The following is a 22,445-nucleotide window of genomic DNA, read 5'->3' as shown; positions in this document are numbered from 1 at the left end:
ATCGGATAATCCGGTGTCTTAATGCTCAGGAGCGAAACTCGCTCGAGAGCGAAGTTCGCTCCACACATTCGCATTCGCGCGGGACGTGTCTCGGAAACAGGGTTTTCGACGTCATGCGCAAAGTTGGCCGATCAGTCGGCCAAGACCCGGTTCCGGACGCGCAGAGGGCCATTCGGAACCGCCCGTGGACGGTCATGGGGCAGGATTGCAGGGTGCTCGCTCGGGTGATGCCGGATCCAATCGAGCTTCCCGTTGTCTTGCCCGTGGCTGCCCGAAGGAAGCCAGGGAAGGGATGACCCGTGACCGTCAAGACGGCGCGGCCCTTTCCGCATATGAAGGACAAGATATGTTCAATCAACACAAAGTCGAAATCGAATGGGGCGGCCGGCCGCTCATCCTGGAGACGGGCAAGATCGCGCGTCAGGCTGACGGCGCCGTGCTCGCCACCTACGGCGAGACCGTGGTGCTTGCCACCGTCGTCTCGATGAAGGAGCCGAAGCCCGGCCTCGATTTCTTCCCGCTCACCGTCAACTACCAGGAAAAGACCTATGCCGCCGGCAAGATCCCGGGCGGCTATTTCAAGCGCGAGGGCCGTCCGAGCGAGAAGGAAACGCTGGTTTCCCGCCTGATCGACCGCCCGATCCGCCCGCTCTTCGCCGATGGCTACAAGAACGACACCCAGATCGTCGTCACCGTGGTTCAGCATGATCTCGAGAACGATCCGGACATCCTGTCGATCGTCGCCACCTCGGCTGCGCTCACGCTTTCCGGCGTGCCCTTCATGGGCCCGATCGGCGGCGCCCGCGTCGGCTACATCAACGGCGAATACGTGCTCAACCCGCACATCGACGAGATGCAGGAATCCAAGCTCGACCTCGTCGTCGCCGGCACCGCCGACGCCGTGCTGATGGTCGAATCCGAGGCCAAGGAACTTGACGAAGAGCTGATGCTCGGCGCCGTCATGTTCGGCCACAAGGGCTTCCAGCCGGTCATTGACGCCATCATCAAGCTGGCCGAAGTCGCTGCCAAGGAGCCGCGCGATTTCACCGCGCCGGATCATTCCGCGCTTGAAGCCGAGATGCTGAAGATCGTCGGCGACGAGCTCAGCAATGCCTACAAGAACGTCGACAAGCAGAAGCGTTACGCCGCCGTCGACGCCGTCAAGGCCAAGGTCAAGGCAGCGTTCGCTCCGGCCGAAGGCGAGGACGCCAAGTACACTTCCGAGCAGATCGGTTCGGTGTTCAAGGAGCTCCAGGCCAAGGTCGTGCGCTGGAACATCCTCGACACCGGCTCGCGCATCGACGGCCGCGACCTGAAGACGGTCCGCAAGATCGTCTCCGAAGTGGGCGTCCTGCCGCGCACCCATGGCTCGGCGCTGTTCACCCGCGGCGAGACCCAGGCGCTGGTCGTTGCCACGCTGGGCACCGGCGAGGACGAGCAGTATGTCGATCCGCTGACCGGCATGTACAAGGAGAAGTTCCTCCTTCACTACAACTTCCCTCCCTACTCGGTCGGTGAAACCGGCCGCATGGGATCCCCGGGTCGCCGCGAAATCGGCCACGGCAAGCTCGCCTGGCGCGCTATCCGCCCGATGCTGCCCTCCGCTGACCAGTTCCCCTACACGCTGCGCGTCGTCTCGGAGATCACCGAGTCGAACGGCTCGTCCTCGATGGCCACTGTCTGCGGCACCTCGCTGGCGCTGATGGATGCCGGCGTGCCGCTGGCCAAGCCCGTTGCCGGCATCGCCATGGGCCTGATCAAGGAAGGCGAGCGCTTCGCGGTTCTTTCCGACATCCTGGGTGACGAAGATCACCTCGGCGACATGGACTTCAAGGTCGCCGGCACCGATGGCGGCTCACCTCGCTGCAGATGGACATCAAGATCGAGGGTATCACCGAGGAGATCATGAAGATCGCGCTGGACCAGGCCAAGGATGGCCGCCAGCATATCCTCGGCGAGATGGCGCATGCTCTGACGGGCGCCCGTCCCGAACTCGGCGAGTTCGCGCCGCGCATCGAGGTCATGCACATCCCGACCGACAAGATCCGCGACGTCATCGGTTCCGGCGGCAAGGTGATCCGCGAGATCGTCGAGAAGACCGGCGCCAAGATCAACATCGAGGATGACGGCACGGTCAAGATCGCTTCGTCGAACGCCAAGGAGATCGAGGCGGCCAAGAAGTGGATCCACACCATCGTTGCCGAGCCGGAAGTCGGCGAGATCTACGAAGGCACGGTCGTCAAGACCGCCGACTTCGGCGCTTTCGTCAACTTCTTCGGTCCGCGTGATGGCCTCGTCCACATCTCGCAGCTCGCCAACGACCGCGTCGCCAAGACCTCGGACGTCGTCAAGGAAGGCGACAAGGTCTGGGTCAAGCTGATGGGCTTCGACGAGCGCGGCAAGGTCCGCCTGTCGATGAAGGTCGTCGACCAAGCCACCGGCAAGGAAATCGCCCGTGACAAGAAGGCCGAGGGCGAAGAAAACGCCGCCTGATCGGCCTGGTGAAGTAATCAAAACGGGCGCGCCGCAAGGCCGCGCCCGTTTTCGTTTGAAGAATGGACGAATGGTCGCGGAGCCGCTGAAGACGCTGTTCTATCCTTTTGAGGCTGAGGCGTTGCCTCTGCCGCGAAAGGATGCCCGCGTCCTGTTCCTGGGCGCCGAGCCCGGTTTCCGTCTGCCCGACGGGTTCGAGGCGGCACTGCATCTCGTGCAGGGTTTTCGGCCGTATTTTCGCGCCTTGCAGGGATCGGGCCGGACGGTCACACCACGAGCAGAGGGGGCGGACTTCGACATGGCCCTGGTGCTTGCCGGCCGTCACCGCGGTCAGAATGAGCGGCGCATCGCCGATGCCATCGAGCGTGTCCTTCCGGGCGGACTGGTCATCGTCGCCGGCGGCAAGGAAGACGGCATCGACAGCTTGCGCAAGCGCATCAACGCGCTGGTGCCGCTCGAAGGCCATTTGCCGAAGCATCATGGCCTGGTCTTCTGGTTTCGCCCGATGGCCACCGATACCGCAGCGGCACTTCGCGCCGCCAATCCAGATCATCTCGTCGAAGGCCGCTTCCACACCGCGCCCGGCATGTTCTCCTTCGATCGGATCGATGCAGGGTCGAAACTGCTGGCCGCGAGCCTGCCCGGCGATCTGAAGGGCAATGTCGCCGATTTCTGCGCCGGCTGGGGCTACCTGGCCGCCGAGGTCGCGGCGCGCTCCCCCAGGCTGTCGGGTCTCGATCTCTACGAAGCGGATTTCGAGGCGCTGGAGGCGGCGAAGCTTAATATCGCGGACGGCGCAGTGGCGCGCCTTGGCGACGCAGTGGCGTGCCCTGGCGACGCGGTGGCATCCCGCTTTTTCTGGACCGATCTGTTGAACGAACCGGTCGAGCGGCGCTACGACGCCATCGTCATGAACCCGCCCTTCCACAGCGGGCGCGCAACCGAGCCTGAGATCGGCGCCGGCATGATCCGCGCAGCGTCGAAGGCGCTGAAACCGGGCGGTCGCCTGTTCATGGTCGCCAATCGTCAACTTCCATACGAACAAGTGTTGTCGGCGGGCTTTGCCAGCCATGCCGAGATCGCCCGCGACGGCATGTTCAAGGTGTTTTCGGCGCGCCGCTGAGGGGCCGCTGCAGCTGCTCTACTGCACGCTGACGATGCGTGCCGGCTCGCGCGTTTCAAAGGCCGGGCGCGCCTCGCCGAGGTCGATCTTGAGCGGCGCCGGCCGGCCGAACAGATAGCCTTGCACCACCTCGCAGCCGGCAGCCCTGAGCAGGGTCGCCTGGTTCTCGGTCTCGACGCCCTCGGCGATGATGCTCACACCCAGCGCCCGCGACAGTCCGACAATGGTCGAGACGATCGCGCCGGAGCTGGAATCGGTGTCGATACGGCTGACGAAGGAACGGTCGATCTTCAGTTTGCCGAACGCAAAATCGATCAGATAGCTGAGATTGGAATAGCCGGTGCCGAAATCGTCGACAGCCACCGAAATCCCCATCTCGGCAAGCTGCTCCAGGATCGCAGCCGCGCGGTCGCGATCCTGCATCATGGCCGTTTCGGTGACCTCGAGCTCAAGCCGCGACGGCTTGATGCCGGTCGATTCCATCGTCTCTCGCACGATGCCGACAAAGTCCCTGGTCATGAACTGCACAGGCGAGATGTTGACGGCGACGAAGCACTCTTCCGGCAGATACCGGGCATCGTTGCAAGCCTTGCGCAGCACCCACTCGCCGATCGGGTTGATCATGCCGGTTTCCTCGGCGATCGGAATGAACTCCATCGGCGGGATCATGCCGCGTTCAGGATGCTTCCAGCGGATCAACGCCTCATAGCCGACGATGCGGCCGCTCGGCAGGTTGAGCTGCGGCTGGTAGTGGAGGCTGAAGTCACCGCGGTCGAAAGCGGTCTTCAGCTCGGACTCGATCCATTGCCGATAGTCCGCCACGCGGCCCATGTCGGCATGGAATACCGACCAATTGCCGATGCCGCTGGCGCGTGCGTTCTGCAACGCAAGGTTCGAGCGGCGCAGGATCAGGACCGGATCGACGCCGTCCTTCGGCATCGCCACGATGCCGACCGAAAGGCTGACCGACTGCAGATGCGTCTGCAACTGGTAGGGCTCCATCATCTCGTTGATCAGCTTTTCGATAAGCCGCTCGATCGAGCCTCTTATCTCGCGATCCGGCAAAAGCACGGCGAATTCGCCGGCGCCGATGCGCCCGATCAACACATCCTTCGGCAGGTTTTCCTTCAGCCTGCTGGTGAAGCCCCGGATCAATTCGTCGCCCTGGCTGTAGCCGATGGCGTCGTTGATCTGCTTGAAGCGGTCGATGTCGATGTCGACCAAGAACATCGGCTCGCCGGTCCTGATTGTCTGGGAGGCGGCATCGGCGATCTTGCCGACCATGGCCGGACGCGACAGCAGACCCGTCAGCTTGTCGAAATGGGTTTCCTTGAAGACATAGGCCGCGGATTCATCGACGCCCGCGAAGAAGGAGAGCGCGGCGCCCCCGGCAGCCAAAGCGCAGAGCGCGGCGATGACGCCCGCCATCGTTTCGGCCGGGATGCCGGCCATGCCGTCACCGAAGCCGAAGCGCAACCCCCACAGCCCAAGGATGAAACTGCCCATGCCCGAACTGGCGATGGTGATCAGCCGGAACAGCGGCGTTCGCTTCGGGTTGCTGACTGCAGGCATGCATGGTCCCTAGATTACAGAACCTTTTAGCGGACATCTCCTTAAAATGCGTTTCCGCCAATGCATCCAATTTTACGGAAGGTTAATATTTGGCCGGTGAATTACTCGCGGCCGCCGTCGTTCTGCTTCAATTCCTCAAGCGCCGGCATCGAAACAATATGGTAACCGGAATCTACATAGTGGATTTCGCCGGTGACGCCCGACGACAAGTCGGACAAAAGGTAAAGCGCCGAGCCGCCGACCTCGTCGATGGTGACGGTACGCCTGAGCGGTGAATTGCGCTGCTGGTAGGAAAACATGTGGCGGGCGTCGGAAATGCCCGAACCGGCCAGCGTCCGCACCGGCCCGGCCGAGAGGCCGTTCACCCTGATGCCGCGCGGACCATAATCGTTGGCAAGGTAGCGCACGCTGGCCTCGAGCCCGGCCTTGGCGACGCCCATGACATTGTAGTTCGGCATGACCCTGACCGAACCGGCATAGGTAAGCGTGATCATCGAGCCGCCATCGGTCATCAGCGCGGCGGCATTGCGGGCAATCTCGGTGAAGGAATAGCAGGAGATCACCATAGTGCGCACGAAATTGTCGCGGCTGGTGTCGGCGTAGAGGCCCTTGAGCTCGTTCTTGTCGGAAAAACCGATGGCGTGCACCACGAAGTCCAGGCCGCCCCAGGCCTTGCCCAGCGTCTCGAAGGTCGCGGTGACGGAGGCGCTGTCCTCGACGTCGCAAGGCACGACAAGCGAGGCTCCCAGCTTCTCGGCCAGCGGCTTGACCCGCCGCCCGAAGGCGTCGCCCTGATAGGTGAAGGCGAGCTCCGCCCCGTGTTCGGCGAGCTTCCTGGCGATGCCCCAGGCGATCGAATGATCGTTGGCGACACCCATGACAAGCCCGCGCTTGCCCTTCATCAACCCGTCCATAGAAGGCAATCCTTATAAAAACGCCGGCTTTATGCGGAGTAACGCTGGAAAATCAGCGTCGCGTTGGTGCCACCGAAACCGAAGGAATTGGACAGGACGGTGTCGATCCTGGCGTTGTCGATACGCTCGCGCACGATCGGCATGCCTTCGAATTCCGGATCGAGTTCCTCGATATGGGCGCTCTCGCCGATGAAGCCCCCTTGCATCATCAGGATCGAATAGATCGATTCCTGAACGCCGGCCGCACCCAGCGAATGGCCCGTCAGCGACTTGGTCGATGTGATGTAGGGCATCTTGTCGCCGAACACCTCGCGGATGGCGCCCATTTCCTTGGAATCGCCGACCGGCGTCGAGGTGCCGTGGGTGTTGATGTAATCGACCGGCGATGACACGGTGGCAAGCGCCTGCCGCATGCAGCGCATGGCGCCCTCGCCGGATGGCGCCACCATGTCGTAGCCGTCGGAGGTCGCGCCATAGCCGACGATCTCGGCATAGATCTTGGCGCCGCGCGCCTTGGCGTGTTCAAGCTCCTCCAGGATGAGGACGCCAGCGCCGCCGGCGATGACGAAGCCGTCGCGGTTCACGTCATAGGCGCGGGACGCGGCCGAGGCCCGGTCGTTGAACTTCGACGACATCGCGCCCATGGCGTCGAACAGGTCCGACATCGTCCAGTCAAGGTCTTCGTGGCCGCCGGCAAACATCACGTCCTGCTTGCCCCATTGGATGAGCTCATAGGCGTTGCCGATGCAGTGCGCGGAGGTCGAGCAGGCCGACGAGATCGAATAGTTGACGCCGTGGATCTTGAACCAGGTGGCCAAAGTGGCCGACGCGGTCGAAGACATCGCCTTAGGCACCGCGAACGGGCCGATGCGTTTGGGGCTGTTGTTCTTGAGCGTGGTTTCCGCCGCCTCGACGATGGTGCGCGTCGACGGGCCGCCGGAGCCCATGACGATGCCGGTCCGCTCATTGGTGATGTCGCTTTCGCTTAAGCCGGCATCGGCGATCGCCTGGTCCATGGCAACGTGGTTCCAGGCCGCGCCCTGGCTCAGGAAGCGCATGGCGCGGCGATCGATCATCGCCGACGGATCGAGCGTCGGCGCGCCCCATACCTGACAGCGGAAGCCGTGTTCGGCGAAAGAATTGGAAAAGCTGATGCCGGATTTGGCATCGTAAAGCGAGCTCTGCACCTCATTGGCATTGTTGCCGATCGACGACACAATGCCGAGGCCCGTCACTACGACCCGTCTCATTCGCAACTCCTTCCGGCGTATTTGGCGAAAAACCTAGTCGGTTTTCACCCAAGATCATACGCAAAACAAACTGTTGCGACGCCCTTCGCGTGTCCGCCGGACACCATGGACGCCGTGGCGAAACAGATCAGGCGGCCGACTGTTTGGACAGGCCGACCTTCAGATCCGTTGCGGCGTATATGGGTTCGCCATCCGCCTTGAGCCAGCCATCGGCGATGCCGAGCACCAGGCGGCCGCGCATCACGCGCTTGAAGTCGATGCCGTATTCCACCTTCTTCACCGACGGCGTCACCATGCCCTTGAATTTCACTTCACCGGTCGACAGCGCCATGCCTTTGCCGGGCTCGCCGAGCCAGCCGAGGTAGAAGCCGGTCAACTGCCACATGGCGTCGAGGCCGAGGCAGCCCGGCATGATCGGATTGCCGATGAAGTGGCAGGCGAAGAACCACAGGTCCGGCTTGATGTCGAATTCGGCGCGGATGAAGCCCTTGTCGTGGGCGCCGCCGGTCTCGCTGATCTCGGTGATGCGGTCGAACATCAGCATCGGCGGATAGGGTAGCTGGGCGTTGCCCGGTCCGAACAACTCGCCGCGGGCGCAGGCAAGCAGTTCCTCGTAATCGTAGCTGGACTTTTGACCCGCCATCAAATTTCTGTCCCCATAGTTCTTCGCGGACGCCGGGCGCCCTTGTCGTTGGTTTCCTAACACACTCTGTTTGTGGCCGGAAACCGGCGTTTGCGCTTAACCCGTGCGCCTGCCCGGGTCAATGCGCGCTATTGATCGCATCCGGACTACAGAATATATCTCGAATGGTGTCCGGTTTTGGCTTTTGACGTCTTTTTGCCATTCCGGATCTGTTTAAGGGCTGGGCCATAAGCTTCGACGCATAGATGGATACGGGCTACCGGAAGGAAAATGTCGCTGTGGACAAGCGGGTTCGCGAAGCCGGCCTGAGGCCGACACGCCAGCGCATCGCGCTGGCCGATCTGCTTTTCGCCAAGGGCGACCGCCACCTTTCGGCCGAGGAACTGCACGAAGAGGCGATCGCGGCCGGCGTGCCGATTTCGCTGGCAACCGTCTACAACGCGCTCCACCAGTTCACCCAGGCCGGCCTGCTGCGTATCCTGGCGGTCGAGGGCTCGAAAACCTATTTCGACACCAATACCTCCGATCACCATCATTTCTATATCGAAGGCGAAAATCGCATCTTCGATATCGAAAGCGGGCCAGTGACGGTCTCCAACCTGCCGGCGCCTCCGGAAGGCATGGAAATAGCCAATGTCGACATCGTCGTGAGGCTGCGCCCGAAGCGCGGCGGCTGACCGGTTCGCGATGCGGCCCGTCGACCTGGTTGTCCGGTTTGAATGGGTCTCGGCCGCCGCGGTGGCTATCATTTTCTACGCAATGTCGGGCGTCTCATGGTGGCTGTTCGCGCTGCTTATCCTGGCGCCGGACCTATCGATGCTGGGCTATTTGGCCGGGCCGCGTGCCGGCGCTGTCGCCTACAATGCGTTGCACATCCTTATTGCCCCACTTGTCCTTGGGATCGCGGGCATCCTGCTTGCCGGGCCGATCACCACCGCCGTGGCGCTGATCTGGATCGCCCATATCGCCATCGATCGCGCTCTGGGCTACGGCCTGAAGTTGCCCACCGGTTTTCAGGATACCCATCTCGGCCGCATCGGTCGCGACCCGAAGGCCAGCTAGCTCAATTCTTGAACTTCTCGCCGGGATAGGCGCCCCAGACCTGCGACTGGGCCATCCAGCCGGTATGACCCTCGAAGGTCATCTCGCACCACTGGCCATCGCATTTCTTGATGGCGCCGATCACTCCAGGCTCGATGATGGCGACGACGCCGGCATCCTTGTCGGGCTCGTTGAGCAGATTGATTCGCCCACCCTTGCTGCGCTGCCAAGGCGCCACGATCGCGGTGCGGCGGCCCGAAAGCAGCGACTGGTTGATCCAGCCTTCCGATCCGTCGGCGTCGCGCACGCGCCGCCATGTGTCGAATTCCTGGATTATTTCCATAGGCAGCCCGGCCTTCATGTACATCCAGTTGACGGAATAGTTGGCGCCGGGACCGACGCGCGCGTTGACGCGTGCGGGCTTCAGGCTGACAAAACGCGGCAGCGGCAAGCCGCTCGGGCCCAGTGTGATGGTTTGCGCCGGTGCGGCGGCACTTTGCGCCAGCGCCTGGGGCGCGCAAAGCAGGGAGCCGAGAACGGCCGCGCTGAGGACCAGGCGAAGCGACGCGAAACCAGACACTTTCTTATCCTTTCGGCGCTCCTCCTTCAGGATGAGCGCCCCTTTTTCTTTGTCTTCGGCGGCACTGCTTGTTACAGGAGTGGGCTGATACCGCGACTGGTTACAAGTTTCGCCTGTCTTGGTTAAAGAGGTCTCAACGAGATCGGTTTCGAGAGCAATATCCCGAAAAGTGGGAACCGGTTTTCGGAGAAGATCATGCGCCAAAAAAGAGTAGGATCAGGATGGCGATCCAGCGAAACGTCATTCTGATCTAGCAAGCTTCAGGGATAAAATGGCAGGCAAAAAACGGCCCCTCGTCGTCATCACGCGCAAGCTGCCCGATCCGGTCGAGACCCGCATGCGCGAGTTGTTCGACGCGCGGCTGAATGTCGAGGACCGGCCGATGACACAGCCGGAGCTGGTCGCGGCGGTCAAGGAAGCCGATGTCCTGGTGCCGACCATCACCGACCATATCGATGCCGCGCTGATCGCCCAGGCCGGCGAGAACCTCAAGCTGATCGCCAACTTCGGCAATGGCGTCGACAAGATCGATGTCGCCGCCGCCGCCAAGAAGGGCATCACCGTCACCAACACGCCGAACGTGCTGACCGAAGACACCGCCGACATGACCATGGCGCTGATGCTTGCCGCGCCGCGGCGCCTCGCGGAAGGCGCCAATGTGCTGACCGGCGAGAAGAAATGGGCCGGCTGGTCGCCGACCTGGATGCTCGGCCGGCGCATCTGGGGCAAACGTCTGGGCATTGTCGGCATGGGCCGCATCGGCACGGCCGTCGCCAGGCGCGCCAAGGCTTTCGGCTTGTCGATCCATTACCACAACCGCCACCGCGTGCTGCCGGCGGTCGAGGACGAGTTGGAGGCGACCTATTGGGAAAGCCTCGACCAGATGCTTGCCCGCATGGACATCATCTCGGTCAACTGTCCGTCGACGCCGGCGACTTTCCATCTGTTGTCGGCGCGCAGGCTGGCGCTGATGCAACCCACGGCCTACCTCGTCAACACCGCGCGCGGCGACATCATCGATGAGGACTCGCTGGTCAAGCTGATCCAGGACGGCAAGATCGCCGGTGCCGGCCTCGACGTCTACGAGCACGAGCCGGCGCTGAACACCAAGCTCCTCAAGCTCGCCGCCAAAGGCAAGGTCGTGCTTTTGCCGCATATGGGTTCGGCCACGCTCGAGGGCCGCATCGACATGGGCGAGAAGGTGATCATCAACATCCGCGCCTTCTTCGATGGCCACCGCCCGCCGGACCGTGTGCTGCCGCTCAGGACGTGAACAGGACCTGAGCAGCCGCGGTCGTTCAGGCGGCGACGCTAAGCGAGCCGTTTTCAGCGACTTTGACAGAGCGGCCCCGATAGGTGTCGAACCCTCCGCGGTCGAGGCGCACCGCGATCGGCGTCTCCCAACCCATCTCCTTGGCAACGATCAGCCCCAAGAGCAGGATGGCGTCCGGCTCATGCAGCACCAGCGCCGCCGGCGCGTGGCCGTTATGCGCCAATTCCATCAGCACCGCCGAGGCGGATGACGAGCCGATCGTGCCCGGCAGGAACAGCACCCGGCCCGAAATGCTCTCGCCATGCTGGGGATGGCGGACGTCGGCGATACGACCGGTTCTGGCGTCGACACCGCCCCAGAAGCTGATCGGCGCCGTCAGCAGCAGGGCCTCGCCTTCGCCCGCCTTGCCCTGGACCAGGATTTCAGCAACGGCGCTCATGCGGCGATATCCGTAAAGACGGGCCTACCCAGCACCGCGCTCTCCACACAGTCGGCGAGCGAGGCATAGAGCACCGCGTAACCGGTGTTGCCCGGCGCGTAATGCGCGAACTTGCCCGAATTGGTCATCAGCACGCCATTGCTGAGCTCCGGCATGATCGGCGTCACCACCACGCAGGTGTCGGCGACGATGACGACGCCACTGGCTTCCAATGCCTTGCGTCGGCCGTTCTGTTCCAGCGCGACAAGCGCGTGGCGGCCGGTGCAGGCATAGAGCGGCACGGCGAGCCGCCGCCCGGCGATCAACCGCTCCAGCAGATCGAACTCGGCTGGCGACAGATGCGGGCTGCCGATCGCCACCGCATCTATGGCCTTGGCCTGCGTGGCGGTCGATAGCCTGGCGCGAGCCGTCGCTATCATCTCTGGCGTGACCCGGACCACTGCTTCCGGTTCCTTCCCGGCTAGAATGGTTTCAGCATCGGGCGCTTCCGGCGTCACGCCGGCGATGTGGAACAGGCCGACCGCGCCGGAAGACGCGGCGGCGGCGCCAAATGCCTTCAACGCATCCTCGCCGGGATGGCTCGCAATGCCGGTGACGACAGCGATCGCGTTGCCGACCTCGCGGCCATAGAGGCTGCCCAGCACCGGCCAGGCGATCTCCGAGGCGAGAAAGGACGGTGACAGGTCCGAGACGTCGAAGACAAGTCGCGCGAGGCGGTTCTCCGGCCGGTGCAGGCCGTAGTCCGGCGCGCGACCGGTGATGGCGCAGGCGATGTCGAGAAAATCGCCGTAGCGGTTGGTGCGCGCGCCCAGCACCGAATTGCAGAACACCACCGCGTTGGACTCGCCCCAGGCGACGTCGCTGCCTTGGGCCGGCCTATGCCCGGCCTGATAGGGCGCGCAGGTCCAACTCTGTTCGCAGCCAAGCTTGCGATAGGCCTCCATCATCCGCCGCGCCATGCCGCGCTGCGGCTCCTCCAGCCGGATGCGCGAGCAGCCCATCAGGTCGAGCGCGCCGACATTGAGCGTCGAGCGCACCGCGACCCTGGCGCCGCCTTCGACCAGTCTCTCGGCAAACAGCGTGCCGGAATCGCCGTGGTAAAGCGCGCCATCGATATGCGTCGAGGCGATCGGGATCAGCCGTGGCGCGCCGAGCAGGCGCGCGCTCTCGGCGACGATGCGCATCGCCATCGCCTTGCCGTCGTGGCCGGCGGCGACGGCCTGTTCGTCGGCACTGAGCATGAGGGTCATGAGAGTTCCTTGCGCATGGTGATCGAGGTCGGGTGGTCGTAGCCCCGATGCGCCGTGCGTTCCGTCTCACGAAAGCCGAGGCGGGCAAAGGCCGCGTGGTTCGCGGTCAGTTCGATACGGGTCTGCAGTTCGATAGCGTCTTTGCCGCTCGCACGGGCAAGCCGTTCCACGGCTTGCATCAACCGGGCGCCGACACCTTGGCCCTGACGTTGCGGGTCAACGGCAAGCTTGCCGACATAAAAATCCGTCTCTCTGGCCAGCGCGAACACGCAGCCGACGATCCGGGTATTGTCGATGGCCAGGAACACGGTTTCCAGTTTCGCTTTCTCACGAAGGCTCCCGGGCGTCAAAAGATGGGCCGAGGATGGCGGATCGATGACGGCGTTCATATAGGCGAAGGCGCGCAGGATCAGCGCCAGCAATTCGTCCCACTGGGTGAAATCCGGCGCAAGCCCGGTGATTGAGATGCCAATTTTCTGATCCATTTGGCTCAAGTCGCCTTGTAGCGGATGGTTTCAAATCGCGCGGTGAGCGCATCGTAGAGCAACAGCCGGCCGATCAGCGGTTCACCAATGCCGGCGATGAGCTTGATCGTTTCCATCGCCTGCAATGTACCGATGACACCGGTCAGCGCACCGATGATGCCGGCGACGGCGCAGGACGGCACCAGGCCTTCCGGCGGCGCTTCCGGGAACAGGTCTCGGTAGCTCGGATTGCGCTTGCCGTCGGCGCCAGCCTCGAACGGCTTCAGCACCGTCAGCGAGCCGTCGAAGCGGCCAACGGCGGCATGCACGAGCGGCTTGCCTTCAACCTCGCATGCATCGGCCACCGCATAGCGCGTCTCGAAATTATCCGAGCCGTCGACGACCACGTCGTAGCGCGCGACGAGGGCAGGGGCGTTTTCGGCAGTCAGCCTGAGGCGATGCAATTCCACCGTGACATTGGGATTGATGCGCTTGATCGCCGCCGCGGCGCTGTCGGCCTTGGCCATGCCGATCGCGTCGCTGCCGTGGATAACCTGGCGTTGCAGGTTGGACAGCGACACCGTGTCGTCGTCGACGATGCCGAGCGTGCCGACGCCGGCCGCGGCCAGATATTCGAGCACCGGGGCGCCCAGCCCGCCGGCGCCGATCACCAGCACCCGCGCCCGCTTCAGCTTCTGCTGGCCAGGGCCGCCGATCTCAGGCAGCACGATATGGCGGGCGTAGCGTTCGAGCTCTTCGTCGGTCAGCACTGTGTTGGTCATGGCCGGACCATATCGCCGGCGCGCTGCCTTGTCATGCACGGGCAAGGCGAAGCCTTGTCCCGCGGGCAAGCGCCGCCATCCCTGATCTCCAAACGAGATCAGCCGGTTGGGCCGACGCTGCCGTGATCGACCGTGAGGAATTGCGCCCGCCCTGCAAGACTGGAAAACAGCGCCGCATCCGTTCCGGTCATGAAGGACTGGCAGTTCAGATCCTCGAGGATGGCAAACAGCGCCGCGCGGCGGCCTGCATCGAGATGCGCGGCGATCTCGTCGAGCAACAGGATCGGCGTCAGGCCCGACATCTCGCCGGTCAGCCGCGCATGCGACAGGACGATGCCGACCAGAAGCGCCTTCTGCTCGCCGGTCGAGCACAGTTCCGCCGGCATCGACTTCGGCCGGTGCCGTACCACCAGGTCGGAGCGGTGCGGACCATCCAGCGTGCGGCCGGCGGCCCGATCGCGCTCGCGACCGCTGGCAAGGGCACGGCGGAAACGTTCCTCGACATCGACGGCTGGAGCGACCGCAACCTCGCTTTCCAGTTCGCCGGAGAGGCTGATGTCGGCCTGCGGAAACGGACCGCTGTTCGGCAGCTTGTCGATCATGGCGGCAAGCAGGCGTACCAGCTCGGCCCGCGCCGCGGCGATCGCCACGCCGGTCTCTGCCATCTGCATCTCGATGGCGTCGAACCAGGCGCCATCGCGCGAGCCTTCAGTAAGCAAGCGGTTACGGCCGCGCATGGCTTTCTCATAGTCGAGCGCGCGCTGACCGTGGCCGGGATCTATCGCCAGCACCAGACGGTCGAGGAAGCGGCGGCGGTCGGCGGCCGGACCTGGGAACAGTCCATCCATCGCCGGCGTCAGCCACACCACGCGCAGCCATTCCAGCATCTCCTCGATCGATCGCGCCGGCGCGCCGTTGATACGCACGCGCCTGCCGCCTTCGCCGGCCGCGTCGCCGCCGGAAATCCCGGTGCCGATCTCGACCTCGCCTTCCGGCCCCTCGATCCTGGCGTGCAATGCAAATCCGCCGTCACCACCTTCGCGCGCCACGTCGCCATAGGGTGCGCGCCGCAAGCCGCGGCCTGGCGTCAACAACGAGATCGCTTCCAGGAGGTTGGTCTTGCCGGCGCCATTGTCGCCCGACAGCACAACCGCGCCAGGCGCAAGGTCGAGCGACAGTGCCGCATAATTGCGAAAATTGGTAAGTATCAGCTTACTTATGTGGCTCTGTTGCCGGAGCTGTTTGGCATCCTCGGTCACGGCGACACGGTAGCCTGCTCAGGCCTATACACGCATCGGCATCAGCACGTAGAGCGCGGTCTCGTCGGCCATGTCATGGATCAGCGTCGGCGAGCCGGCGTCGGCAAGCATGAATTTCGCTTCCGTACCGGTGAGTTGCGCCGCGACATCGAGCAGGTACTTGGCGTTGAAGCCGATCTCGATCGGGTCGGATGAATAGTCTGCCGCCAGTTCCTCGGTGGCGCTGCCGGAGTCCGGATTGTTGACCGCAAGCGTGACCTGGCCCTCGGCGATCGAAAGCTTCACCGCGCGGCCACGCTCGGAGGAAATCGTCGACACGCGGTCGACGGCGGCGGCAAAGCTCTGGCGGTCGATGATCAGCTTCTTGTCGTTGCCGGTCGGAATGACGCGCTGATAGTCGGGGAAGGTGCCGTCGATCAGCTTCGAGGTCAAAATCACGCTGCCGATGGTGAAGCGGATCTTGGTGTCCGACAATTCCGTCGTCACCGCCACATCCGGATCGTCGACCAGCTTCTGCAACTCGCTCACCGTCTTGCGCGGAATGATGATGCCGGGCATGCCTTCGGATCCGGCCGGCGCGTCGATCTCGGCGCGCGCCAGGCGGTGGCCATCGGTCGCCACCGAACGCAGCTTCAGCTTGCCGCCGGATTCATGCGTGTGCAGGTAGATGCCGTTGAGATAGTAGCGCGTTTCTTCGGTCGAGATGGCAAACTGGGTCTTGTCGATCAGTCCTTTCAACGCGGCGGATTCAAGCCGGAAGATATGCGAGAACGACCCGGCCGAAAGCTCCGGGAAGTCGGATTGCGGCAGGCACTGCAGGCGGAAGCTGGAGCGGCCGGAGGTGACGGTCATCGCATTGCCGTCTTCGTCGGTCTTCAGCATCACCTCGGCGCCATCGGAAAGCTTGCGCACGATGTCATAGAGCAGATGCGCCGGAACAGTCGTTGCGCCGCCGCGTTCGACCTTGGCGGGCGTCGCTTCCGTCACTTCGAGGTCGAGATCGGTGGCCTTCATCTCGAGGCTGGCGCCCTCGGCGCTGAGCAGCACGTTGGACAGGATCGGTATGGTGTTGCGCCGCTCGACCACGCGGTGGACGTGGTTGAGGGACTTCAGGAGATTGGACCGTTCCAGGATAACACGCATGACGAAACAGGCTCGCTTCAATGAATGAGCGGGTCACCGTAGGCGGCATCCCGCGAAAGCTCTGAAAGGCTTCAGAATCTTTGTAAGCTGACAGTAAAAAGCCTGCGAACGCAAGCCCGCGGCACCGGTTCAGGCCGGTTGCGCGGCCTTTCTGGGGATAAAGCCGGCCAGCGCGCCGCCCAGCGCATGTCGCCCAAAAGTGTGTAACGGTTTTGGGCCACGACATGCGCCAGAAACAGACGCCTGTCGCCCAAAAACCCGCGGCGGCTTTGGGCAAGCTACATGCATAAAAACAAACAGTTAAAGCGCGTCGCCCAAAACCGTTGCGGGGCGACGCGCTTCAGGATTTCAGAACCGGCTTAAGCCTGGTCGTTGATCAGCCTTCGGAGCAGTTCGAGTTCCTGCGCCAGCGTGTTGTCGGCGCCCGAAAGGTCCTCGATCTTGCGCACGGCATGGAGCACGGTCGTGTGGTCACGGCCGCCGAAGCGCCGCCCGATCTCCGGCAGCGAGCGTGGTGTCATCACCTTGGACAGATACATCGCCACCTGCCGCGGCTTGACGATGGTGCGCGTGCGCCGGTTGGACAGAAGCTCCGTCTTCGACACGTTGTAGTGACGTGCGACGATACGCTGGATGTCCTCGATGCGCACCCGCTTCGGCTCACCGGAGCGGTAGATGTGGCCGAGGATCTCGTCGATACGGTCGATGGTGATCTGCGGCTCGAACGACTGGCGGAACAAAAGCTGGTTGAAGGCGCCTTCGAGCTCGCGTCCGCTACCCGTCACCGTGCGCGCCACATGGTCGAGGATCTCGTCTGAAATGTCGAGTGAGGTGTCATCGGTCTTGGCGGTGGCGCGGCGCAGCTTCAGCATGCCGAGCCGCATGGCGAAATCGGGCGCCGACATTTCCAGCGCCACGCCGCCATTGAGGCGAGAGCGAACGCGCGGCTCCAGCGATTCCAGTTCCGAAGGCGGACGGTCGGCCGCGACCACAACCTGCTTGGCGCTGTCGAGCAGCATGTTGATCAGGTGGCAGAACTCGTGCTGGATCGACTTGCCTTGCAGGAACTGCATGTCGTCGATGATCAACAGATCGATGTCGCGCAGCTGCTCCTTGAGCGTCAGGGCGTTGTTGTCGCGGATCGCGGTGGCAAAGCGCCACATGAAATACTCCGCCGTCAGATAGACGACGCGCGACTTCGGGTTGTGCCGCAGCGATTCCGCCGCGATCGCCTGCAGAAGATGCGTCTTGCCGAGCCCGACAGTGGCATGCAGGAAGAGCGGATTGAAACGCACCGCGCTCGACTGCGATTCCGCCACCGCCCTGGCAGCCGCGAAGGCGACCCGGTTCGACGGACCTTCAATGAAGGACGCGAAGGTGTAGCGCGGGTCGAGTGGCGATCCGAGCACGTTGTGCCGGAACTCCTGCTCGATAGGCGCACCCGGGCGCGGTGCCGGCGCCCGCTCCACCCGACCGGCGGCGACGGTGCCGGCGGCCAAAGCGGTCTGCGTCTGCTTGGTCATCTTGCGCGCCGGCGCGACTTCCGGCTCGATCGGGTTGCGGCCCTGGCGCGTGGCGGTGCGCACGACGATCTCGATCTTGAGGATGTTCGGATCCTCATGCCGCCACAGCTCCGCGATCAGGTCCAGATAATGACCGTTGATCCACGACCGCAGGAAGGCCGTGGGCACGGAGATGCGTATAATACCGCGGGAGGCCTCCGCGACCTTCATGCGGCCGAACCAGCTCGAATAAACCTCGACTCCAAGACGCGCCTTCAGCTGGGTCTTGACCCGCTCGAACTTCTGTTCCGCGTCGTTGGATGCCACCATGTCGTCCCCTCCGACAAAAGTTGCTGGAAATGGCAGTTCGCCCGTCAGATCCCGTTCAATGCCGCTTTGCATGTCAAGTCCTTCGCTCTCTCGTACCCTTCATTCCGTCGGGAGTGCGCCTCCTGCACCCTTGGTCCGACGATCCTATTCGTCGCTTCGCCACCGCCGCCGGTGACTGGCAACTTCACGCAAGGGACCTGCGCCAGCTCGCATAAGCCAGCTTGCTGACAACGTCAGGACAATACGATACCGCCCGGCGAAAATCGCCGGCACAAGATCGACCGCCATGTACAATTACGCCAGTCCCCTACCCGCACCGCAGAGACAAACCAAACCCTGCGCGGAATTGCTCCACGTCATGAATTCTGCCATTTTGTGCTGGCCGATCCAGGCTTGGGTCAGGGGCAAAAGCCCGTCCCTTCGATGAATGGACATTACCGAAATCGCTGTGGATAGAGCAAGGCCACGTCTAACGGATTTTTAAGGAATCTGGTTACGGATGAGAGGTCGCAAGCAAGTGTCGCGACGGCATGTTTTGACAAACCCGTTGTGATTCAAACCCTTTTGCCGAGAATATGAAACGGGCAGCCTGAAACGAAATTTTCTGAAATAATTCTCTTGACACCGACTTGTCCCCCGCCGCTCGACTTTGAGTTGAACAAGCTGTGGACGACTATCTGTAACACTTTGGAAAATATAAAGATTTTCTGACAGGCTATATTGTGGCCACTGTCGCATCAAGGACGCGCCGATATCCGTGACGCGGTGTATGCCGGCAAAACAATCGCACCGTTGAAATTCAGCGGCAAGAACCCATCGCGAGCATTCTTTTAAGTACTTGCCGGCAAACGAAAAAACCCGGCCTGTCCGGCCGGGTTCAAACGCGATAGCGGAAAGCGGAGGTCGGTTAGGCCGACAGCGTCTTGACCCGCTGGGCAAGCCGCGAAACCTTGCGGGAAGCCGTATTCTTGTGGACGACGCCCTTGGTGGCGGCGCGCATCAATTCCGGCTCCGCGATCTTGAGGGCTGCCACCGCCGCGGTCTTGTCGCCGGCGGCGAGCGCCTCTTCGACCTGGCGGATATAGGTGCGAACGCGCGAACGGCGGTTCTTGTTGACCGCCGCGCGGCGGGCGATCTTGCGCGTTGCCTTTTTGGCCGAGGAAGTGTTGGCCATGATGCCTCTCTTCTGATCTGGTGGGCGCCAGCGGTATGCCGCAGGGCGCAAAAAACAAACGGGCAGCCACAGGGCCGCCTCGGTTGGTGCGGCTTATAGTTCAGCTTTTCCGGCGCGTCAACGCTATGTCACGGTCTTTTTGCGGCACCGGATGTATGCCGCCCTGAAGCGCCTCAGCGCAACGCCATCCATCAAGAGAAGCGACTGAAAATGTCTCGCTCGACTCCCTTCCGGGCGACACGCTTCAGCGATTGCTGAAATTTGGCTTCCGCTTTTCGACGAAGGCGGCCATGCCTTCCTTCTGGTCGTCGAGCGCGAACAGCGAGTGGAACAAGCGGCGCTCGAACCGCAGCCCCTCGGCAAGTGTCGTCTCGTAGGCGCGGTTGACCGCTTCCTTGGTCATCATGACGGATGGCAGCGAAAACGCCGCGATCTTTGCCGCCGCCTTCAGCGCTTCCTCGACAAGGTCCGGGGCAGGCACCACCCGCGAAACCAGCCCGCAGCGTTCGGCTTCGGCGGCATCCATCATGCGGCCGGTCAGGCACATATCCATTGCCTTCGACTTGCCGACGAAACGCGTCAGCCGCTGCGACCCGCCCATGCCCGGCATGACGCCAAGCGTGATTTCGGGCTGGCCGAATTTGGCATTGTCGGCTGCAATGATGAAATCGCACATCATCGCCAGCTCGCAGCCGCCGCCGAGCGCGTAGCCGGCCACCGCGGCGATGATCGGCTTGCGCGTCCTGGTGAGTTCCTCCCAGCCGACGAAGAAGTCCTGCGTATAGGCGTCGGCAAAGGAGATTGCCTGCATTTCCTTGATGTCGGCGCCGGCCGCGAAGGCCTTGTCCGAACCGGTAAGGACTATTGCACCGATATCGGCATTGGCGTTGAATTCCTTGACCGCCGCGACGAGCTCCGTCAGCACCTGCGAATTCAGCGCATTGAGCGCCTGCGGCCGGTTCAGCGTGATCAACCCGACCTTGCCGCGTGTCTCGACGATGATGGTTTCATAGGCCACGGCTTCGCCTCCTTGTCCGGCAACGGGATGATCGTTCCTAGCCTAACGCTGACAGGTCCGGCAATAGAAGGTCGAGCGGCCCGATTGCACGATGCGTTCGACATGGCCGCCGCAGCCCGGCGTCGGGCAAGGCGCGCCCTCGCGATCGTAGACCGCGAAGGAGTGCTGGAAATAGCCGAGCGATCCGTCAGTCTGGACATAGTCGCGCAGCGAGGAGCCTCCGGCGGCGATCGCATCGGCTATGACCGAACGGATCGCCGCGGCGAGGCGGTCGCTCTGCGCCTTGGCCTTCTTGGCCGAACCGGCAATGGTGCCGGCTTCGCGCAGCGGCGACAGGCCTGCGCGCCACAGCGCCTCCGAGACATATATGTTGCCGAGCCCGGCGATGAGCCGCTGGTCGAGCAGGGCCGCCTTGAGCGGTGATCTGCGGCCTTTGAGCAGCGAAGCGAGCAGGGGACCGTCAAGCGCGTTGCCGGTCGGCTCGACGCCCAACCCGGCAAGCATTGGGTGCGTATCCGGGGCGCCTTCGGCAAACAGCATGAAGCCGAAGCGGCGGGGATCGTTGAAGATGACGCGGGAGCGTTCGCCCCGCGGCGAGACGACGTCGAACACGACATGATCATGCGCGGCGATTTTCGAGCGCTCGTGATGAAAAGCGCCGGGCACGTCGTCGGTGCCGGCCGTCTCGATGCGGAACGATCCCGACATGCCAAGATGGCAGATCAGCAGCGGACCGTTGTCGATATGCATGATCAGGTATTTGGCCCGCCGTCCGAGCGCCGTCACGGTCTTGCCGGTCAACCGCTCTGAAAACCGCTCCGGAAAGGGAAAGCGCAGGTCCGGCCGGCGCGCCTCGACATGGACAAGCCGCGCGCCTTCCAGAACCGGCTGCAGTCCGCGTCGTACCGTCTCGACCTCCGGCAACTCAGGCATGGCCGCCTATCGTCGCAAGGAAAGAGCTGCCGTGGCGGCCGGGCGCCAGGCCGAGATGGTCCGCGACGGTCTCACCGATATCGGCAAAGCTCGGCCGAAGCCCGATATCGCCGCCTTCCAGCCCGGGTGCGATGCCGATCACCGGAATGCGTTCGCGCGTGTGGTCGGTACCCCGCCATGTCGGATCGTTGCCGTGGTCGGCGGTGAGGATGAGCAGGTCGCCCGGCCTGACGCGGACAAGCGCCTCGGGCAGCCGCAGGTCGAAGGCTTCCAGCGCCGCGGCGTAGCCGGCGACATCGCGCCGATGGCCGAATTCGGTGTCGAAATCGACGAAATTGGCAAAGACCAGGTCGCCGTCGCCGGCGTCGTCCATCGCGCCAAGCGCCTTGTCGAACATTGCCATGTTGCCGCCCGCCTTGCGCACTTCGGAGATGCCGCGATGGGCGAAGATGTCACCGATCTTGCCGACGGCGATCACCTTGCCGCCGCGCTCCGTCAGCCGGTCGAGCAAGGTCGGCTCCGGCGGCGGGACCGCATAGTCGCGGCGGTTGTGGGTGCGCTGGAACGTGGCTGGCGTCTCACCCACGAAAGGCCGCGCGATCACCCGTCCGATCTTCAGCGGATCGACCAGCCGGCGCACCGTGAGGCAGAGTTCATACAGCCTGTCGAGCCCGAAATGCGCTTCATGCGCGGCGATCTGCAGCACGGAATCGACCGAGGTGTAACAGATCGGCTTGCCCGTTCGGATATGCTCCTCGCCGAGCCGCTCGATGATCTCGGTTCCTGGTGCATGGCAGTTGCCCAGGATACCCGGCACTTTGCCCTCGCGGATGATCGCTTCGGTCAGATCGGCGGGGAAGGCGGGCACCGTGTCGGGAAAGTAACCCCAGTCGAAACGCACCGGCAGGCCTGCGATTTCCCAGTGGCCGGAAGGCGTGTCCTTGCCGCTCGACACTTCCTGCGCGGCGCCATGGAAGGAGGAGGCAAGCAGCGCACTGTCGATGCCGAGCTGCAATCCTGTCGCGATTTGCGCTGCCCGGCAGAGCCCCAGCGACATCATGTTGGGGACGGTGAGCGGCCCCTTGCGCAGGCCGTCCCGATCGGCGCGGCCTTCGGCGCAGGCTTGCAGTATATGCCCGAAGGTGTCGGCGCCGGCATCGCCATAGCGCTCGGCGTCGGCCGCGCCGCCGATGCCGAAGGAATCCAGAACGAACAGGAAAGCGCGGGCCATGGGTGTCGTCGTTGCCAGTCCTAACTGCCAG

Annotated in this window: 20 protein-coding genes and 1 pseudogene; 5 read left to right on the top strand and 16 right to left on the bottom strand. The window is 63.4% G+C overall.

Features of this window, described 5'->3' with window-relative positions:
• Positions 1 to 346 precede the first annotated feature (346 nt).
• Positions 347 to 2,493: pseudogene (gene pnp, locus ACVDG8_RS15640) on the top strand (polyribonucleotide nucleotidyltransferase).
• 70 nt (positions 2,494 to 2,563) lie between these two features.
• A complete protein-coding gene (locus ACVDG8_RS15635) occupies positions 2,564 to 3,616 on the top strand; it encodes a class I SAM-dependent methyltransferase (protein WP_447255458.1) in 1,053 nt (350 codons plus the stop codon).
• Positions 3,617 to 3,634: 18 nt separating this feature from the next.
• On the opposite strand, the gene ACVDG8_RS15630 is transcribed toward ACVDG8_RS15635, so the two are convergent.
• The 4 genes from ACVDG8_RS15630 to fabA form a co-directional block, all read right to left on the bottom strand.
• Entirely contained in the window at positions 3,635 to 5,188 is a 1,554-nt protein-coding gene (locus tag ACVDG8_RS15630) for a putative bifunctional diguanylate cyclase/phosphodiesterase (protein ID WP_447255457.1), read from the bottom strand.
• 101 nt (positions 5,189 to 5,289) lie between these two features.
• Entirely contained in the window at positions 5,290 to 6,102 is an 813-nt protein-coding gene (gene fabI, locus ACVDG8_RS15625; protein WP_447255456.1) for an enoyl-ACP reductase FabI, read from the bottom strand.
• Positions 6,103 to 6,131: 29 nt separating this feature from the next.
• Positions 6,132 to 7,352 carry a beta-ketoacyl-ACP synthase I gene (gene fabB / locus ACVDG8_RS15620; RefSeq protein WP_447255455.1) on the bottom strand — a complete coding sequence of 407 codons (1,221 nt, stop codon included), beginning with the start codon at positions 7,350 to 7,352 and terminating at the stop codon, positions 6,132 to 6,134.
• A gap of 127 nt (positions 7,353 to 7,479) precedes the next feature.
• A complete protein-coding gene (gene fabA, locus ACVDG8_RS15615) occupies positions 7,480 to 7,995 on the bottom strand; it encodes a 3-hydroxyacyl-[acyl-carrier-protein] dehydratase FabA (protein ID WP_447255454.1) in 516 nt (171 codons plus the stop codon).
• Between the two features lie 245 nt (positions 7,996 to 8,240).
• Here fabA and irrA point away from each other — a divergent pair, with 245 nt between their 5' ends.
• Both irrA and ACVDG8_RS15605 read left to right on the top strand, forming a co-directional pair.
• Positions 8,241 to 8,672 carry an iron response transcriptional regulator IrrA gene (gene irrA, locus ACVDG8_RS15610; protein WP_447255453.1) on the top strand — a complete coding sequence of 144 codons (432 nt, stop codon included), beginning with the start codon at positions 8,241 to 8,243 and terminating at the stop codon, positions 8,670 to 8,672.
• Between the two features lie 10 nt (positions 8,673 to 8,682).
• On the top strand, positions 8,683 to 9,057 hold the full coding sequence (locus tag ACVDG8_RS15605) for a DUF4260 domain-containing protein (RefSeq protein WP_447255452.1): 375 nt from the start codon (positions 8,683 to 8,685) through the stop codon (positions 9,055 to 9,057).
• A gap of 1 nt (position 9,058) precedes the next feature.
• Here the strand turns inward: ACVDG8_RS15605 and ACVDG8_RS15600 are convergent, their stop codons facing one another.
• On the bottom strand, positions 9,059 to 9,616 hold the full coding sequence (locus ACVDG8_RS15600) for an SH3 domain-containing protein (protein ID WP_447255451.1): 558 nt from the start codon (positions 9,614 to 9,616) through the stop codon (positions 9,059 to 9,061).
• Positions 9,617 to 9,887: 271 nt separating this feature from the next.
• On the opposite strand from ACVDG8_RS15600, the gene ACVDG8_RS15595 reads away from it, so the two are divergent.
• Entirely contained in the window at positions 9,888 to 10,889 is a 1,002-nt protein-coding gene (locus tag ACVDG8_RS15595) for a 2-hydroxyacid dehydrogenase (RefSeq protein ID WP_447255450.1), read from the top strand.
• A gap of 25 nt (positions 10,890 to 10,914) precedes the next feature.
• Here the strand turns inward: ACVDG8_RS15595 and ACVDG8_RS15590 are convergent, their stop codons facing one another.
• The 11 genes from ACVDG8_RS15590 to ACVDG8_RS15540 form a co-directional block, all read right to left on the bottom strand.
• On the bottom strand, positions 10,915 to 11,328 hold the full coding sequence (locus ACVDG8_RS15590; RefSeq protein WP_447255449.1) for an aconitase X swivel domain-containing protein: 414 nt from the start codon (positions 11,326 to 11,328) through the stop codon (positions 10,915 to 10,917).
• Entirely contained in the window at positions 11,325 to 12,578 is a 1,254-nt protein-coding gene (locus ACVDG8_RS15585; protein WP_447255448.1) for an aconitase X, read from the bottom strand. Before ACVDG8_RS15585 ends, ACVDG8_RS15590 begins: the two co-directional genes overlap by 4 nt.
• Positions 12,575 to 13,063, bottom strand: a complete 489-nt coding sequence (locus ACVDG8_RS15580) for a GNAT family N-acetyltransferase (RefSeq protein WP_447255447.1) — start codon at positions 13,061 to 13,063, stop codon at positions 12,575 to 12,577. Before ACVDG8_RS15580 ends, ACVDG8_RS15585 begins: the two co-directional genes overlap by 4 nt.
• 5 nt (positions 13,064 to 13,068) lie before the next feature.
• Positions 13,069 to 13,824, bottom strand: coding sequence for a molybdopterin-synthase adenylyltransferase MoeB (locus ACVDG8_RS15575; protein ID WP_447255446.1), 756 nt, complete (start codon positions 13,822 to 13,824; stop codon positions 13,069 to 13,071).
• A 98-nt stretch (positions 13,825 to 13,922) separates the two neighbouring features.
• Positions 13,923 to 15,083, bottom strand: a complete 1,161-nt coding sequence (gene recF / locus ACVDG8_RS15570) for a DNA replication/repair protein RecF (RefSeq protein WP_447255445.1) — start codon at positions 15,081 to 15,083, stop codon at positions 13,923 to 13,925.
• 24 nt (positions 15,084 to 15,107) lie between these two features.
• Entirely contained in the window at positions 15,108 to 16,226 is a 1,119-nt protein-coding gene (gene dnaN / locus ACVDG8_RS15565; RefSeq protein ID WP_447255444.1) for a DNA polymerase III subunit beta, read from the bottom strand.
• Between the two features lie 359 nt (positions 16,227 to 16,585).
• A complete protein-coding gene (gene dnaA / locus ACVDG8_RS15560) occupies positions 16,586 to 18,130 on the bottom strand; it encodes a chromosomal replication initiator protein DnaA (RefSeq protein ID WP_447255443.1) in 1,545 nt (514 codons plus the stop codon).
• An 835-nt stretch (positions 18,131 to 18,965) separates the two neighbouring features.
• Entirely contained in the window at positions 18,966 to 19,232 is a 267-nt protein-coding gene (gene rpsT, locus ACVDG8_RS15555; RefSeq protein WP_371008007.1) for a 30S ribosomal protein S20, read from the bottom strand.
• A 244-nt stretch (positions 19,233 to 19,476) separates the two neighbouring features.
• The gene (locus ACVDG8_RS15550; protein WP_447255442.1) at positions 19,477 to 20,250 is read right to left on the bottom strand and encodes an enoyl-CoA hydratase; all 774 of its coding nucleotides are present in this window, start codon (positions 20,248 to 20,250) and stop codon (positions 19,477 to 19,479) included.
• Positions 20,251 to 20,292: 42 nt separating this feature from the next.
• Positions 20,293 to 21,183 (bottom strand): bifunctional DNA-formamidopyrimidine glycosylase/DNA-(apurinic or apyrimidinic site) lyase, encoded by an 891-nt coding sequence (mutM, locus tag ACVDG8_RS15545; RefSeq protein ID WP_447255441.1) that lies wholly within the window; start codon positions 21,181 to 21,183, stop codon positions 20,293 to 20,295.
• On the bottom strand, positions 21,176 to 22,414 hold the full coding sequence (locus ACVDG8_RS15540; RefSeq protein WP_447255440.1) for a phosphopentomutase: 1,239 nt from the start codon (positions 22,412 to 22,414) through the stop codon (positions 21,176 to 21,178). Before ACVDG8_RS15540 ends, mutM begins: the two co-directional genes overlap by 8 nt.
• Between the last annotated feature and the right edge of the window lie 31 nt (positions 22,415 to 22,445).

The sequence above is a fragment of the Mesorhizobium sp. ORM8.1 genome (assembly GCF_053005525.2).
The sequence above is the reverse complement of the archived record's forward strand: the minus strand, read 5'-3'. Positions and strand labels throughout refer to the sequence as shown.